The organism is Bartonella sp. AC130YNZD (assembly GCF_042196865.1).
Taxonomy (GTDB): domain Bacteria; phylum Pseudomonadota; class Alphaproteobacteria; order Rhizobiales; family Rhizobiaceae; genus Bartonella.
Window position 1 is genome coordinate 106992 of record NZ_JBHIQZ010000006.1, and the last position, 14919, is coordinate 121910.

Consider the following 14919-nt stretch of genomic DNA (forward strand, 5'->3'; position numbering starts at 1 on the left):
AATATGGATCGTCTTGACCGAAAAATTTTACATCTTTTGCAAGAAAATGCGACACTTTCTGTTGCTGATATTGCTAAAAAAGTGGGGCTTTCGACCACTCCTTGCTGGCGTAGAATTCAAAAACTTGAAGAAGATGGCGTCATTCAGCGTCGTGTTGCTGTTCTTTCTCCAGAAAAAGTAAACGCACACGTCACTGTTTTTGTGTCTATTCGCACAAATACACATAGTCATGAATGGTTTAAGCGTTTTTCAAAAATTGTGCAAGAATTCCGTGAAGTCATTGAATTTTATCGAATGAGTGGAGATATTGACTATTTATTGCGTGTTGTTGTGCCCAACATTGAAGCTTATGATCTTTTTTATAAAAAATTAATTTCTAAAATTGACATCCGTGATGTCTCTTCTTCTTTCGCAATGGAACAGATTAAATATACAACAGAACTTCCACTTAATTATATTAAATTACACGACAAGACGCATGAACAAAGCTCTTAAGATTTTTTATATCCGTCTTATGATCTTTTAGGCATTCAAACTTTCTTGTTAAAAAACCACCATTTGTGCATGTGTTAAAACAGCAGCTTTGACAATACCAGCTGCCATAGCTGCTCCTGTCCCTTCACCAAGACGCATCCCCAAATCTAGAAGTGGTTCTTTGCCAATTTTTTTTAAAAGTTTACGATGAGCTGTCTCAGAAGAAACATGTCCAACAAGGGTATGATCAAGAGCTTTTGGATGCATTTTATAAAGAACCGCTGCAGCTGCTGTTGCCACAAAACCATCTAAAATAACGGGTATTTTTTCTATTCTTGCTGCTAAAATAGCACCAACCATAGCAGCAATCTCACGTCCTCCTAAGCGACGCATTATCTCAAAAGGATCATTAAAATAATCCTTATGCAAAGAAATGGCTGTCTTAACCGCTGCAATTTTACGCTGATAAAAATCACCTTCTGATTCCATACCATTTCCTGTCCATTCTTCCACTTCCCCTCCAAACAATGCTAAGCATAAAGCTGAAGCTATTGTTGTGTTTCCAATTCCCATTTCTCCAATACATAAAAGATCTGTACCACCCGCAATGGATTCCATTCCAAATGCCATTGTAGCAGCCGCACTCCGCTCATCCATTGCGGCATTCTTCGTAATATTCATTGTTGGATATTCCAATGCTAAATCAAAAATTTTTAATCCAAGATCATAAGCAATACAAATTTGATTGATAGCAGCTCCACCAGAGGCAAAATTTTCTACCATTTTTTGTGTCATAGATTGTGGAAATGGTGTAATATTCTCCTCTACAATACCATGGTTTCCAGAAAAAATAGCAACCAAAGGTCGGGTTACGATAGGTTTTTCTGTACCCCTCCACCCCGCATACCAAACAGCAATATCTCCTAGTTTTCCCAATGTTCCTTGCTCTTTTGTTAAGTTTTTTTGCCGTTTTTTTGCCAAAATTATAGAAAACTCATCAGCAACAGGTAAATTTGTAAGCAAAGCACGAAAATCATCAAATGGACTAGCGATCATAAGGATACCTTTTAAAATCTACAATGTTTATGAAAATCACGTCATATATACAGGATATGAATAATTTATTGTTTTTTTAACAGTGCTTTAAAAATGTTAAATACTATGAAAGCAATAATTTCTACATTCTATTTTCTACCCAATAACAAACGTGCAAGATTCAAAATGTTATTAATATCTTATGACTACCTTTACAGTGATACCCTTAAGCTATTTTTTATTTAATAGGCATAATCAGCATGCCGTTTAATATATAAATTCTAACATTCTTATTCATAATAAAAGTTATAAACTTTCAAAAACTTATAAAATTGAAGAGATCAAAATTATCGCAAAGAAATCAAAACGCAAAGGATCTCAACTTTAATATATGTTAATTGTCTGACTGTTATTAAATGAGAGCATAAAAAGCTTCTTTTAAAGTACATATATCTGCGTTTGGTTTTGTCGCATCATTTGATAGTATTTGCCGCCATCGACGTGCCCCACCCCGCCCATGAAATAAACCAATCATGTGACGCGTCACATGAGAAAGCCGTCCCCCCGATGCAATATGTCGAGCCGCATAATCACACATAACCTCAATAAGATCACTCTCACTTAGACTATTCTGCGACTCACCATAGAGTTCAAAATCAATATGTTTTAACAAAGTTGGATCATGATAAACTTGGCGACCAACCATGACAGCATCACAGAAAGTTAAGTGTTCTTTGATCTCATCAATCGATTTAATTCCACCATTTATCCCAATGAATTTATGAGGATATTGACGTTTTAATTTGTAAACCCTTTCATAATTAAGGGGCGGAATATTGCGATTTTCTTTCGGACTCAATCCTTGTAGCCATGCCTTGCGTGCATGTATCCAGAGCGCATCACATCCAGCATTCCAAACCTGATTAGCCAAAAGATCTAACGCTAACTCTTCATCTTGTTCGTCCACTCCAATCCGACATTTGACAGTTACAGGTATAGTAACCTCTCGTTTCATTGCTTCTACGGCATTTGCTACAATGTCTGGATGTAGCATCAAACAAGCTCCAAAGACCCCTGCTTGAACACGATTTGATGGGCAACCAACATTGAGATTTATTTCGTTGTAGCCAAAATCCTCAGCAATTCGTGCAGCTTCTGCTAACTTTTTCGGATCTGCCCCCCCTAATTGTAATGCAACTGGACGTTCTTTGTCGCTAAAAGCCAACAATTGTTCACGAACACCATGAATGACAGCATCTGCTACCATCATTTCCGTATAAAGGAGAGCTTTTTTCGTTAAAAGACGATAAAAAAACCTGCAATGTCGGTCTGTCCAGTCCAACATTGGTGCTACTGCAAATTTTATAGGGGATGGAAGGTTGTAAAATATCATGAGGGTATTACTCTCAAGTCTCTATAGCTCTCTCTTTATACATAAAAAAATACTTACTTTTAGTTTACGGAAAATTTTATTCTCTTATACTATCATGAGTATAATAACAGCTCATTATTGATATCAAGGTTTACTACAATCAATCATGCCAAAACACAATATCGCATTTCTCATAGATTAGTGTTCAGGTATATAAACATGAAAAAAGAAGATTTTTACTATAATATAAAAAACTCATTTATAAGTTCTTCTTACGCTCTTCAAGCCTCTCCCCTTACATGATTTAGTACAGCGTTTAAGATAATAAATGCTAAACTAACACATTATACAATTTTTCATGATCGATTTAATTTTCTTTAGATTTTTTTAACTCATTGTACAAATAAACGATACAGAAAGTAGCTTTATCTTCTCCTAAAGAAGAAAAAAACCTTATTTCACACGAATCTAATTATAAATTACTTTTTATCAATGAGTTCTTTTTGGTGATATTCTTAGATTTCACTTTATAAGATAGACAAATTTCATCTTAAATATTCTATCTAATTTTGCCATTTTATGATTCTTGCAAAAAAAAACTAAAATCAGGGTATAGACAACCATTGCCTTTTTAATATCTATAACTAATATCGGTATCTCTCGAAGGAAAATATTTTACAATATTGCAGATACAATCTGTAAAATGAAATGATCATAAACGTTGTTCAATCTCTTGTTGGCTTTGCATATAGGAAGAAAGAGTATCAACCTCTTGTTCATTAAATAGGAGTCCCAGTTTTGAACGACGCCATAACACATCTTCACATACTTTAGCCCATTCTTTTTCCATCAACCATTTTACTTCTACTTCATAAAGCCCATGTCCAAAATTTTTTCCTTTATTTGCCTTACCATGTGCAAAGATCACCAACGCTTCCGTACCGTAGGAGCGTGCAAGCCTGCGATGTGTAAAAGCATCTAAATCTGGCATTAAAAGAGCAATCCTATTTTCGATTGTATCTAATTTGTTATAGGGAAAATCACCCCCTGGAAGTACTGCCTTAGCCGTCCATGATGCTCCCTTTTTACCAAGCTCTTTTTCAACAAATTTCATCGCATCTTCAGCCAACTTACGATAAGTTGTAATCTTTCCACCATAAAGATTAAGTATCTTTGGTGTCGTTCCTGTTCCCATTTCTTTTAAAACATAATCGCGCGTAATTTCTTGTGCTTTTGAAGCTCCATCATCATAGAGTGGACGAACTCCAGAGTAAGACCAGACAATCGTTTCAGGCAACACTGGTTGTATGAAATATTCACTGGCTGCTGCACAAATATAATCAATTTCTGTATCAGTAATATGAACGTCAGCCGGATCTCCTTGATAATTACAATCTGTTGTTCCAAGTAAGGTAAACTCTTCTTGATACGGAATAGCAAATATAATACGCCCATCACCATTTTGAAAAATATAAGCACGATCATGAGTATAAAGCTTGGGAACCAAAATATGAGAACCTCTAACAAGCCGTACTGGTGGATGTTTTTTACAATCTAATATGCTTGCCAAAACATGATCAATCCAAGGTCCTGTCATATTCGCGACATAAGAAGCTGTGACACTATATTCTTTGCTACTTAACTTGTCTTGAAGAAATATACGCCATTTATTGTCTTCTTTTTTTAAAGAGAGAACTTCTGTTCGTACTTTTATATCAGCTCCCCACTTTTCTGCATCACGAGCATTGCCAATAACTAAACGCGCATCATCTACTCTTGCATCAGAATATTCAAAACCTCTCTGATATTCTTTCTTCAGTGTAGAGCAAAATTTTTGTGAAAAATTAATCGTTTTACTGCGCCACAACTTCTGATTCCAATTCCCTAAATAATCATAAATAAAAAGTCCAAAACGCAACATCCAAGCAGGGCGCAATTCTTTATGATAAGGAAGGAGAAAACGCAAAGGACGCACAATATGTGGAGCCATACGTAAAATGATCTCGCGTTCTTTCAATGCTTCACGAACAAGTTTGAACTCATAGTGTTCAAGATAACGAAGCCCACCATGAATAAGCTTTGTTGACGCACTTGAGGTCCCAGATGCAAGATCGTTCATTTCAGCCAATCCCACTTTAAAACCGCGTCCTGCTGCATCTCTTGCCAATCCACAGCCGTTTATCCCTCCTCCAATAATAAACAGTTCATAATGTGTTATGGTTTTCATAATTTCACTTTTTATTATTTAATTTTGTTTCTCAGTACTCAATAAAGCAACAGGAAAAAATAATACAAGTGTTCTTCTTTGTATTATCAACGTACTTTTTCCTAAAATAAACACGCACAAAAAGCTTTTGATACCCTTATACATCAAAACAACATTTGACAAATTAAAGAGATTTTTTTTATCCTTTACAAAACATAATCCTTACCAAGCCAAGTTTTATCATATGAAATCTTTTTAGAGAAAAATTGATGTTTTTTCTCATTCTTAAAGATACACTATAACTAAATGCTTCATTGAACATAGATAGCGCTTTTCATATAGTTCACTCAATGACACCCTAAAAAATGTGAAGGTATACAAATGAATTATCACTCTCAAAACTCAAAAATAACACTTTTTTCAAAAATTTTAGTCATAGTTATGTCGAGTATTTTAATCTTTTTACCTTCTTTATCAAACGCAACATCACACTCAAAAACAGCAAATGATTTAAGCTTAGAAAAGCTTAAATCACAACTTTTAGAAGATTCTAGCTTTTTATCTAAGCTTAAAGAAAAAATGATACCACATACTGATTCTCATCATATTCAACAAATCGTCAAAGAGTATCTTCTTACTCATCCAGAAATTATGATTGAAATGCAGCTTATTCTTCAAGATAAGCTGGAAAAACAGAATGAATACGAAAACCAAAAACAAACTTCTGTCATTCATTCATTAGAAAAAGAGATTTTTCATTCTCCTCATGACGCTGTTTTGGGAAACCCAAATGGTAAAAGAGTGCTTGTCAATTTTTTTGATTACAACTGTGGATATTGTAAAATTTCCTATTCAAATATAGAAGACTTAATAAAAGAATATCCAGATTTAAAGGTTATTATCAAGGACTTACCAATTTTAAGCTCTGATTCTATGGCAGCCCATACTGTTGCCTACGCATTTCGAAAACAATTTCCAGAGAAATATCCTCAGTTTCACAAAACGCTTTTAATGTATCAGGGTCGTGCAAATGAAGCTAAAGCTATTAAAGTAGCTGTTTCATTAGGAGCAGATGAAAAAAAACTACATAATGCAATAAAAGATCCCACTCTGCAAAACGCTTTTAAAGAAAACATTCAAATTGCCTCTGCACTTCATATTACGGGAACACCTTCTTACATCATTGGTGATAAAATATTCATCGGCGCAGCCAGACAAGATATTCTAAAACAAGCGATAGATAATGCACAGTGAATACCTGATCCGTTTTAGGAAGAATACTGTAAATGAGGTAATTTTATGCTTTCTCTTTTTTGATAACAGGCTTATAAGTGCAATTTTACGTAAAGCAGATACAAGTTTTAAATTGCAAAGTATAATGATTTAAAGGAAATAAAAATCTTTAAAGCCTCAAAAGATGTCATCCCTAATCTAGAGATATTCGGTCATAAAATGAGATAATGACGATCTTCATTGATCAAGGAGTTAGAAATAAAATGGCAACAAAAAAAATGGATTCGGCAAAAACCGCAATTGATACGAAAATTATTCGTGATCTTGCTGAAATTTTGAATGATACAAATTTAACGAACATTGAAGTTGAACAAGGGGAGCTTCGTATTTGTGTCTCACGCCAGAATACCTTAACTTCTTCTGAGCAAGCAATCTATGCTCCTGTTTCTACTCCTACTTTTTCTGTAACATCTTCTCCAGTTCCAACAGCTGAATCTCCTATACAATCTATCCAAGAAGATAAATCAAAAAACACAATAACCTCTCCAATGGTTGGAACAGCCTATCTTGCACCTTCACCAGGCGCACAACCTTTTGTAGAAGTAGGACAAAATGTTTCTGAAGGGGAGACATTACTTATTATTGAAGCCATGAAAACAATGAATCAAATTTCATCACCACGCTCAGGCACGGTAACCACTGTTCTTGTCAAAGATGGTCAACCTGTTGAATTTGGTGAACCACTTATTATTGTTGAATAAAGCGAGGGGCAACCATGATTCGAAAAATCCTCATTGCTAATCGAGGAGAAATTGCTCTTCGCGTTTTACGTGCATGTAAAGAACTTGGCATAAAAACCGTGGCTGTTCACTCTACCGCTGATGCAGATGCAATGCATGTTCGTCTTGCTGACGAAAGTGTTTGTATTGGCCCTCCTCCCGCTCGTGATTCTTATTTGAGTATTCAGCAAATTATTGCTGCTTGTGAAATTACAGGAGCGGATGCTGTTCATCCAGGTTATGGCTTTCTTTCTGAAAATGCAAAATTTGCAGATGTTTTAGAAGCCCATGATATTACATTCATCGGTCCAACAGCTACTCATATCCGAATCATGGGCGATAAAATCGAAGCAAAGAAAACCGCCAAAAAACTTGGTATTCCTGTAGTTCCAGGTTCAGATGGAGCAGTCACTGAAGAATCAGATGCTTTACGCACTGCTCGTGAAATTGGTTATCCAGTTATTATAAAAGCTTCTGCCGGTGGTGGTGGACGTGGTATGAAAGTCGTTCATTCTGAACAAGAATTTTCTATAGCTCTCAAAACAACGCGTTCAGAAGCGAAAGCTGCTTTTGGTGATGACGCTGTTTACATAGAAAAATATTTAGAAAAACCCCGTCATATTGAAATTCAAGTCATAGGTGATGGTGCGGGAAATGCTATTCATTTAGGAGAACGCGATTGTTCACTTCAACGACGGCATCAAAAAGTATGGGAAGAAGCTACGTCACCTGCACTTAATGAAACTGAACGGAAAAAAATTGGAAATATTGTTGCAAATGCTTGTGCCCAACTTGGATATCGTGGAGCTGGTACTATTGAATTTCTTTATGAAAATGGCGAATTTTATTTTATTGAAATGAATACACGTTTACAAGTCGAGCATCCTGTAACTGAAGCAATTACAGGTATAGATTTAGTTCACGAACAAATCCATATTGCATCAGGCTGTAAACTTTCAGTGACACAAGATGAAGTCTGTTTTTCTGGTCATGCCATTGAATGCCGTATTAATGCAGAAGATCCTATTAACTTTACGCCATCACCTGGAACCATTACACATTTTCATACACCTGGAGGTTTAGGGATTCGTGTTGATTCAGGCGCTTATTCAGGTTACCGTATTCCTCCTTACTATGATAGCATGATTGGAAAGCTGATTGTTCATGGACGTACCCGTTTAGAATGTATGATGCGTTTACGGCGTGCTTTAGATGAATTTGTCGTCGATGGGATAAAAACTACACTACCTCTTTTTCGCGATCTTATTAATAATCAAGATGTTGCTGATGGTAATTATAATATTCACTGGCTAGAAAATTACCTTGCTCATCAATCAAAGTCTTCAGATTCGTAATTCGATAGCAAAACGGTGCATTCTTATAAAAGATTCTATAAGATATCAACATAAGGATAGTTCCAACCTTGCTGTAAAAAGTGGAAAAAAGGAAATAAATTGGTTATTTTTTATATAGTTTTCTTTTAATATGCATAAAATTTAATAATTTTCTGTTTTCCTTTTTGTTAGTTTGTGCTAACTCCTACATGGTTATGCCCTTATAGCTCAGTTGGTAGAGCACCTGATTTGTAATCAGGGGGTCGGGAGTTCGAGTCTCTCTGGGGGCACCATTTTATTTCTTAAATATATTGAAATATATAGATTTTTTCTTTAAACAGCCATTTTCAGACCACCTTTTAGACCACCTTCTACAGTTTATATAATTTTACCTAATTTGTTCTTATTTGCTCCTTATTTTTCTTTGGAGTGAAGGCTAAGATCTCTTTTTTCTCCATCTCACTGCTCTTCCTAGCTTATAGGGTTGCGGAAACTCCCCTTGAAGCACCCAATTGCGAATCGTTGTTGTGGATACACTAAAAAGCTGTGCACACTCACGTGTCGTTACATATCTATCTCCATCATCAAATATCATCTCATTACCTTTCTCTTTTTTATGTTAATTAAATGGGTGGGAGTGCTGGGAGGAGAGAGCACCCCCATAGGTTTAAGCAGCTTTTGCCAAAATCTTTTGCATCTCTTGTTCTATTTCTGCTAAAAAGACTTCGACCGCTTGATTAATCTGTTCAATGTGTTTCTCATCACGGAGGACACGTTTGATTTTCATTCTCAAACCAGTAGATTTGCCTACAAAGTTTGGATTATAGCTCATGAAATCACACCACTTTCGTCCTGTACAAGCCATTTGGAATTGCATCTGTGCGATATATTCAGGCTTGATTTCGTCATAAATAAAAAAACGAAGATGGGTTGTTGATTGTGGACATTTGACTTCTATTAAACCGTCCTCTCCAATCAACCCATCAGGACTAGCCCCCGCCATTTCCATTTTGGGGTGTGGGATAAACCCGCATCTTGTGACTTCTGCGTCATAAATGAATTCATATTCTCTCAAGGCATTCTCTTCATGTTCAATGCCCCATTGCATAGCAGGTGTTGTATAAGATTGGCTTATTTCTTCTATTAAGCGTTCTGTCATGAGTTTCGTTTTGTAATCTTCATATTTGCTTGTAGGCAAACCTTTTGCTGTCTTACTGAGTACGTTGTAAACGTTTGAAGCAGTGACTTTTCCTAAGCGCGCTTGAAACCATTCTGCTGTTCTTTGTTCCATCTCACACCGCCGTTTGTTGTTGAGTTGGTGTATATTCAATATCTTGTATAGGTGCATCTAATTGCTCTTGTTGTGCTTTATTCATTTGCTTTCGTTGCTTTTTTTTCAAAGAAAACAAAGCGTTTTGTGCTTGTTTAAAAGACATATCTTTTAGATTTTTTACTCCTATGAAAGAGAGAAGCCTACTTTCTTCAGATTGTGTTTTTTTAATTAATTCTTTGATTTCATTCATCTGTTCAGGAGAGATACCCGCAAGAAGTGTTATTCCATCTGTATCGTCTTCTTTTCTTGCAACATTAAGAAGCATGCCTAAGAGATATCTACGTGCGTAGCTTATAGTAGAACCAACCGCTTGTGTGTTATTTTTGCTTCCTGTAGCATCAATGGGAAATGTTCCTTGTGTTGATATTTCATTGCCCGATATATGCTTTAAAGTCATTTCTACAGTTATGTCATTTGAACTCTGGTCTTTGATACGAGAGAACAAGGCAAAGTGATGTTTTGCAAGAGGTTCTTTGATAGCATCAATATATTTATCAAGCGTTGTATAGAGGCTTTTAGTATGTGTATTAATGGCGTTTTGTTCGATATCTTTGTATTCCATTTGCATAGCAGAAAGATCACGGACAAAGTTTTGGCGCTCTTGTCGTTCTATCTCCTTTTCTCGCAATTCGAGAAGGCTCTTGAGACGGTCCAGATCAACATTATTTTCTAGAGCTCTTTCTAAAATAAGTTCCATAGCTGTAGGTTTAACTTCACAATCGTTTGTTTTGTTTACTTCTGTTAAGTTAGTGTTTTGTTCATTCATTTTTCTTTCCTCCATTGCGCGCAATTCCCCCGTGGCGTGAATCACGCTGGTGTTTAAAAGTTGGTTTTTCGGTGTTAGAAACGGCTTATAGAGATACTATAAGATTAGTCGTTCGTTATTTTCTCATCTGGTTTTTTCTCTAGTTGCGATTCTTCTATCGTCATCAATCCAGTCGTTCCAACATACACATGCATCACCGTAAATTTTTGCATGACCGTAAACATGCGCATCACCGTAAACACGCGCCCTATCGTAAATGTATGGCTCTTCGTAAACTTGTGCATTGCCATAAACTTCTGCATTATCAAAAACGTGCGGTTCACCGCAAATATATGCATCACCGTAAACTTCTGCATGACCGTAAATGCACGGTTCATCGAAAACTTCTGCTTTGCCATAAATACGAGAATTGTCGTAAACCTCGGCATAACCGTAAACATGTGCATTTTCGTAAACCTTAGCATCATCATAAACCTTGGCATAACCCCCAACCCAGCAATTGCCATCATGACTTAGATTGTCTTCTTTCTCGATATAGCCGCCAAGATCACCTTTCTTGACGTCCTCCAAATCTCTCAATGCACGAATGCGGCGGAGCGTTTTGCGCCCAACTTCGATTGTTTCATCAGTCAGTTCATATTTCTTTTTTATCATAATAACCTCCTCTTAATGCATGCTTTGTCTTTTAAGCTCTTGAGACAGCAGCCCCATACCTTTTGTGGTGATTTTTGCGCAAGGAATGACCTTTTCTATTCCATTTGCGGTTTGAAGTGTGATAGTTGGACAATCCATAAGTTTCTTTTGGATTTTGTCTTGATAAGGAAGCAAATTTCCACCTGCTGCTCGTCTGTAAACCCAACCTTTTTGCTGTAAGAATTGAATGAACTGTTTTGGTTGCATCTCAAGTATTTTAGCGGCTTCTGTAAGACCGAAGAGTCCATCCTGGCGCTGTAAGCTTTCAAGAGCCATGGCTTTTGGTGTTAAATCTTCAATGATGGTGTCTTTTTGATCTATTTGACCTTGTAGGTAATTCAAAAAGCCAATCATAGCCTTTGGACTTGAATAGTCGATTTGTGGTGTTACAGCTTGCTTTTCCAACTCTTGCCAACGGTCTATAATCCTAGCACGTAATGTCATGCTGTAACCAGAAACTAAAATGAAGCATTCACGTTTAAGAAGGTTGTAACAGTTTTGGGGCTTACCCTGTTTATCTAAATAGGTGGATCCAAATTTGGATTGACCCCCTTCAGGATATAATTCTCCTAACATTTGTCGAATATCACGCATAATATGCGCATGTTGCTTACCGCATAACTCTGCAATTTCACGACTAGACATGGTTGGAACAGTTGTGTTTTGAAAATTGTTTTCAGATATTGTAATAAAGTTTTGCATCATCACCCCCCTTAATTAAGAAAAACATAAGTTTTGGTATAATATTCTGCCATAGTTTCTATGGCGCTCTGCTTTAGCGATTTTCTTTGTTGCGTGAATTTTGAAGTAATGATTATCAGTTTTATCTGTTTCTATTTCAGATTTTGGACAAATCTTCTGTCTGTTCCATTCTTGTTTTGTAAAAACAAAATCCACGCCTTCTTTTAGATCAAACTTTTCAACACAATCGTTAAACCAAGTGGAAAAATCTTGTTTCAAATGTAAGTACCTATGCATTACATGGGCATTGACCATTTGGACATAACCGATTTTGTTGTCTACCTCGTTTTCAGGCGTGAGATATCCTTCACTATGAATATGAGTATCATGTGTGGTCATAAGTTTACTCTAATCAATTATTGATGGGAAAAGGGGAGGCGCTTTTAAAAGCGCCCTTCAGAATTTAAAGCACATCACAAGGACGCAAACGGTGTTGTTGTTCGTAAGTACCGTAAATCTCATCATTATATTTTTCTTTTGCTAAATCAGATAAAAGGTCATGGTAAGCAACACTCTCGCGTACAAAGTCATGAACTTTACTCTCCTCGTGGAGATGTTCGATATTTTCTTTTACATATGCTTCTGCAATTTCTTCAGAGATATCTTCACAATTATTCTCAGAAGGATTGATGCGAAAGATTTGGATTGCATCATCTGCCTCGTCAATAATTTTTAGAACTTGGCTTTCATCCAGTGGTCCCGATCGACCAATGTTTTGATCATCATCATAGATAACTAATAAGATTTCATCAGAATTAATAAGAATTGGCTTATCCATAATTTTTCCTCCCTAACGCCTCTTGGCGATTGTTTGTGCGTGGTTTATGGAATATATATAATACGCATAATGCATACTTGTCAACAATAAAATATGCGTTATGTGTATTTTATTTTTAACGGTATAAAAATCTTGTAAGAAGATTTTTTTCTAAATGACGATTCTCATGAAAGGGGAAGGTGAATGGTTATGAAAATAATAAAAAGTGATATAGAATTAGATAACAAAATAATGCATCTGGTTTCTACATTTAGTAATGAAAGAAAAAAAGCTTTTATTTTTTTTCTTCTGCATGCAGGCGATTTAAAAGGTGAAGAATTGTTTCTTTATCTGGTTGAGTTGTTTTTTGCAGTAGATTAATAATTTGCTCATCAACAGTTTGTTTTGTGGCAGGAATTGGAAAGGAGGGGCCTTCTCCCTCTCCAGTTAATAACCATCCTTCACTAATTCTAAATGCTTTTGCATATTTTGCAGATGCCCGTGATATTCCTCTTAATCCTTGTTCGTGCTGTATATAGCTAGAGTAGTTCCAGCCAAAATATCTAGCTGCTTCTTTAGCACTTCTAAAACCACGCGCTAAACGCGCTTTTATTAATCTAGCAGATTGGTCTATCGTGTTACTAAGCATTTTTATCTCCTTAATATATTCATATTGCATATAATTGGTATGCATTTCGACTTGACTTTTAAGTACTCATAATGCATATTATTTTTTATGGGAAAAATAGCAGTAAAACAGTTACGTAAAAATCTGAATTTAACTCTGAAAGAAATGGCAGCACAGTTAGGCGTCAACAAGTCAACAGTATGGCGTTGGGAAAAATATGGTGTTCCTTCAAGAGGAGCCGTTGCATATCTTCTCGAAGCGTTATGGAATGAACAATCTCCTCCAACGCCTTCTTTTGTCAAGGGTTCCACTGTTTGCATGAAGCCATTTGAACAAAATGAAATGACGAAGCTTCAATATGAAGAAAGAAAATAAAAATGGACATTTTCGCAACGATTATTGTGCTTTTTACGACCAATGTAATCACGATTTTTTGTTTTTATGTCTCTCATAAAAAAATGCAAAGCTCTACAAAGGTATTGCAAAGACCATATTACACTTTTCACATTTTGAAAGATTCAATAAAAGAAATGGATTTTCCAGACGGCAGCACAATTGTTTTTAGCGATTCTGATTGGAATTTTTCTCTTGATGCAAATGATAATTTGATAGTTCAAAGTACTTTAGGACCTTCATTATCGATAAAGGCATATAGCGATGCGCACGGTTTCAAAAAGCATTTCATAGATAGTTTACAGAAATACAATCGGTCTACACATTTAGTTAGTGCAGCGAGATGAAGCATGCAGTGTATTTTTGAATTGAGTGAGTTCATTTTTTTTTAACTTATGACTACGCGCTCTGTCACAGCTCACGCATAAATAGGCAACAGCCTTAAGGGGGGGATTATGATCACTAATTTATATTTAATGAAAGAAGGGGGCGCGCATGTCTAATGGTATGCCATGGATAAGATTCCATTTGTATGACTGGATAAGTGGTACAGATGGAATGACGTTAGAGCAAAGGGGCGCTTATATGACGCTTCTCGTTCGCATGTACGATAAAAAAGCACCAATTAAAGAAGATTTTGAAACGCTTGCACGTGCTTGCAATTGTTCGCAGAAAAAATTTGCAGCTATTGTCGAATACTTAATGAGGAATGATAAACTTGTTGAGACAGATAATGGATTGTGGAATACGCGCGTTGAAGAAGAACTAAAAGATTTTTCTGATAAAAAAGAGCACATATCGCAAGTTCGTAGTGAGGCTGGTAAAAAAGGTGCACAAGCAAAAAATAATACAAAACAACATGTTAATAATTTTGCTGAAGCAAATGACAAGCAAAACATTTTTTTTGCTGAAGCAAACGCTAAGCAAAATCAAGCTATAAAGAACCAGAATAAGAATATATATAAAAAAACTAAAACTAACGTTTTAGCAAAAAAAGAAATTGATTTTGAAGATTTAGAAACAATCGATTTGGTTGACGAGCCAACAGAGGTTGCTGCTGTTGAGACCACATCAGAGCAAATCGCAACGGGTGTAGAAAACCAACCTCCCATTCACGAGCAAGAGAACGTTCCCAAAAAAGCAAAACGAGCGCAAGCTAATCGCGGTTGTCGATT

General features: G+C 36.1%; 17 protein-coding genes, 1 tRNA gene and 1 pseudogene. 8 read left to right on the forward strand and 11 right to left on the reverse strand.

Features of this window, described 5'->3' with window-relative positions:
- Positions 1-3: 3 nt before the first annotated feature.
- A complete protein-coding gene (locus ACFINU_RS04075) occupies positions 4-495 on the forward strand; it encodes an Lrp/AsnC family transcriptional regulator (RefSeq protein WP_375608344.1) in 492 nt (163 codons plus the stop codon).
- Between the two features lie 48 nt (positions 496-543).
- Here ACFINU_RS04075 and cobT read toward each other — a convergent pair whose 3' ends face one another.
- The 3 genes from cobT to glpD form a co-directional block, all read right to left on the reverse strand.
- Complete coding sequence (gene cobT / locus ACFINU_RS04080; protein ID WP_375618108.1) at positions 544-1530, reverse strand: nicotinate-nucleotide--dimethylbenzimidazole phosphoribosyltransferase; 987 nt, start codon at positions 1528-1530, stop codon at positions 544-546.
- Positions 1531-1921: 391 nt separating this feature from the next.
- Positions 1922-2902 (reverse strand): tRNA dihydrouridine(20/20a) synthase DusA, encoded by a 981-nt coding sequence (gene dusA, locus ACFINU_RS04085; protein ID WP_375618107.1) that lies wholly within the window; start codon positions 2900-2902, stop codon positions 1922-1924.
- A gap of 691 nt (positions 2903-3593) precedes the next feature.
- Entirely contained in the window at positions 3594-5126 is a 1533-nt protein-coding gene (glpD, locus tag ACFINU_RS04090; RefSeq protein ID WP_375618182.1) for a glycerol-3-phosphate dehydrogenase, read from the reverse strand.
- A gap of 342 nt (positions 5127-5468) precedes the next feature.
- On the opposite strand from glpD, the gene ACFINU_RS04095 reads away from it, so the two are divergent.
- From ACFINU_RS04095 to ACFINU_RS04110, 4 genes are all read left to right on the forward strand, one after another.
- Positions 5469-6341: a DsbA family protein gene (locus ACFINU_RS04095; RefSeq protein ID WP_375618106.1), complete on the forward strand. Its 873-nt coding sequence runs from the start codon at positions 5469-5471 to the stop codon at positions 6339-6341.
- Between the two features lie 242 nt (positions 6342-6583).
- The gene (accB, locus tag ACFINU_RS04100) at positions 6584-7081 is read left to right on the forward strand and encodes an acetyl-CoA carboxylase biotin carboxyl carrier protein (protein WP_375613403.1); all 498 of its coding nucleotides are present in this window, start codon (positions 6584-6586) and stop codon (positions 7079-7081) included.
- A 14-nt stretch (positions 7082-7095) separates the two neighbouring features.
- A complete protein-coding gene (gene accC, locus ACFINU_RS04105; protein WP_375613402.1) occupies positions 7096-8454 on the forward strand; it encodes an acetyl-CoA carboxylase biotin carboxylase subunit in 1359 nt (452 codons plus the stop codon).
- Between the two features lie 196 nt (positions 8455-8650).
- A tRNA-Thr gene (locus tag ACFINU_RS04110) sits at positions 8651-8726 on the forward strand.
- Positions 8727-8825: 99 nt separating this feature from the next.
- On the opposite strand, the pseudogene ACFINU_RS04115 reads toward ACFINU_RS04110, so the two are convergent.
- The 8 genes and pseudogenes from ACFINU_RS04115 to ACFINU_RS04150 all read right to left on the reverse strand — a co-directional run bounded on the left by ACFINU_RS04115 (position 8826) and on the right by ACFINU_RS04150 (position 13372).
- Positions 8826-9028, reverse strand: a pseudogene (locus ACFINU_RS04115) (helix-turn-helix transcriptional regulator).
- Positions 9029-9100: 72 nt separating this feature from the next.
- Positions 9101-9724 carry a lambda exonuclease family protein gene (locus tag ACFINU_RS04120; protein WP_375614822.1) on the reverse strand — a complete coding sequence of 208 codons (624 nt, stop codon included), beginning with the start codon at positions 9722-9724 and terminating at the stop codon, positions 9101-9103.
- A gap of 1 nt (position 9725) precedes the next feature.
- On the reverse strand, positions 9726-10532 hold the full coding sequence (locus tag ACFINU_RS04125) for an ERF family protein (protein WP_375618105.1): 807 nt from the start codon (positions 10530-10532) through the stop codon (positions 9726-9728).
- 123 nt (positions 10533-10655) lie between these two features.
- On the reverse strand, positions 10656-11186 hold the full coding sequence (locus ACFINU_RS04130) for a hypothetical protein (RefSeq protein ID WP_375618104.1): 531 nt from the start codon (positions 11184-11186) through the stop codon (positions 10656-10658).
- A gap of 12 nt (positions 11187-11198) precedes the next feature.
- Positions 11199-11927 (reverse strand): Rha family transcriptional regulator, encoded by a 729-nt coding sequence (locus tag ACFINU_RS04135; protein ID WP_375618181.1) that lies wholly within the window; start codon positions 11925-11927, stop codon positions 11199-11201.
- 15 nt (positions 11928-11942) lie between these two features.
- Positions 11943-12305: an antA/AntB antirepressor family protein gene (locus ACFINU_RS04140; RefSeq protein ID WP_375618103.1), complete on the reverse strand. Its 363-nt coding sequence runs from the start codon at positions 12303-12305 to the stop codon at positions 11943-11945.
- A gap of 64 nt (positions 12306-12369) precedes the next feature.
- A complete protein-coding gene (locus ACFINU_RS04145) occupies positions 12370-12744 on the reverse strand; it encodes a hypothetical protein (RefSeq protein WP_375667374.1) in 375 nt (124 codons plus the stop codon).
- Positions 12745-13018: 274 nt separating this feature from the next.
- Positions 13019-13372 carry a helix-turn-helix domain-containing protein gene (locus ACFINU_RS04150; RefSeq protein ID WP_004859838.1) on the reverse strand — a complete coding sequence of 118 codons (354 nt, stop codon included), beginning with the start codon at positions 13370-13372 and terminating at the stop codon, positions 13019-13021.
- An 87-nt stretch (positions 13373-13459) separates the two neighbouring features.
- Here ACFINU_RS04150 and ACFINU_RS04155 point away from each other — a divergent pair, with 87 nt between their 5' ends.
- The 3 genes from ACFINU_RS04155 to ACFINU_RS04165 all read left to right on the forward strand — a co-directional run.
- Positions 13460-13726 carry a helix-turn-helix domain-containing protein gene (locus ACFINU_RS04155; RefSeq protein ID WP_375618101.1) on the forward strand — a complete coding sequence of 89 codons (267 nt, stop codon included), beginning with the start codon at positions 13460-13462 and terminating at the stop codon, positions 13724-13726.
- A gap of 2 nt (positions 13727-13728) precedes the next feature.
- On the forward strand, positions 13729-14091 hold the full coding sequence (locus tag ACFINU_RS04160; protein ID WP_375618100.1) for a hypothetical protein: 363 nt from the start codon (positions 13729-13731) through the stop codon (positions 14089-14091).
- A gap of 148 nt (positions 14092-14239) precedes the next feature.
- Positions 14240-14919, forward strand: a 680-nt coding sequence (locus ACFINU_RS04165) for a YdaU family protein (protein WP_375618099.1), incomplete at its 3' end; no start/stop codon positions are given.

What these genes read in the sequence shown, in the direction of transcription:
- ACFINU_RS04075 (WP_375608344.1), top strand. Translation starts at nt 4, where the DNA reads ATGGATCGTCTTGACCGAAAAATTTTACATCTTTTGCAAGAAAATGCG.
- cobT (WP_375618108.1), bottom strand. Translation starts at nt 1,530, where the DNA reads ATGATCGCTAGTCCATTTGATGATTTTCGTGCTTTGCTTACAAATTTA.
- dusA (WP_375618107.1), bottom strand. Translation starts at nt 2,902, where the DNA reads ATGATATTTTACAACCTTCCATCCCCTATAAAATTTGCAGTAGCACCA.
- ACFINU_RS04095 (WP_375618106.1), top strand. Translation starts at nt 5,469, where the DNA reads ATGAATTATCACTCTCAAAACTCAAAAATAACACTTTTTTCAAAAATT.
- accB (WP_375613403.1), top strand. Translation starts at nt 6,584, where the DNA reads ATGGCAACAAAAAAAATGGATTCGGCAAAAACCGCAATTGATACGAAA.
- accC (WP_375613402.1), top strand. Translation starts at nt 7,096, where the DNA reads ATGATTCGAAAAATCCTCATTGCTAATCGAGGAGAAATTGCTCTTCGC.
- ACFINU_RS04120 (WP_375614822.1), bottom strand. Translation starts at nt 9,724, where the DNA reads ATGGAACAAAGAACAGCAGAATGGTTTCAAGCGCGCTTAGGAAAAGTC.
- ACFINU_RS04125 (WP_375618105.1), bottom strand. Translation starts at nt 10,532, where the DNA reads ATGAATGAACAAAACACTAACTTAACAGAAGTAAACAAAACAAACGAT.
- ACFINU_RS04130 (WP_375618104.1), bottom strand. Translation starts at nt 11,186, where the DNA reads ATGATAAAAAAGAAATATGAACTGACTGATGAAACAATCGAAGTTGGG.
- ACFINU_RS04135 (WP_375618181.1), bottom strand. Translation starts at nt 11,927, where the DNA reads ATGCAAAACTTTATTACAATATCTGAAAACAATTTTCAAAACACAACT.
- ACFINU_RS04140 (WP_375618103.1), bottom strand. Translation starts at nt 12,305, where the DNA reads ATGACCACACATGATACTCATATTCATAGTGAAGGATATCTCACGCCT.
- ACFINU_RS04145 (WP_375667374.1), bottom strand. Translation starts at nt 12,744, where the DNA reads ATGGATAAGCCAATTCTTATTAATTCTGATGAAATCTTATTAGTTATC.
- ACFINU_RS04150 (WP_004859838.1), bottom strand. Translation starts at nt 13,372, where the DNA reads ATGCTTAGTAACACGATAGACCAATCTGCTAGATTAATAAAAGCGCGT.
- ACFINU_RS04155 (WP_375618101.1), top strand. Translation starts at nt 13,460, where the DNA reads ATGGGAAAAATAGCAGTAAAACAGTTACGTAAAAATCTGAATTTAACT.
- ACFINU_RS04160 (WP_375618100.1), top strand. Translation starts at nt 13,729, where the DNA reads ATGGACATTTTCGCAACGATTATTGTGCTTTTTACGACCAATGTAATC.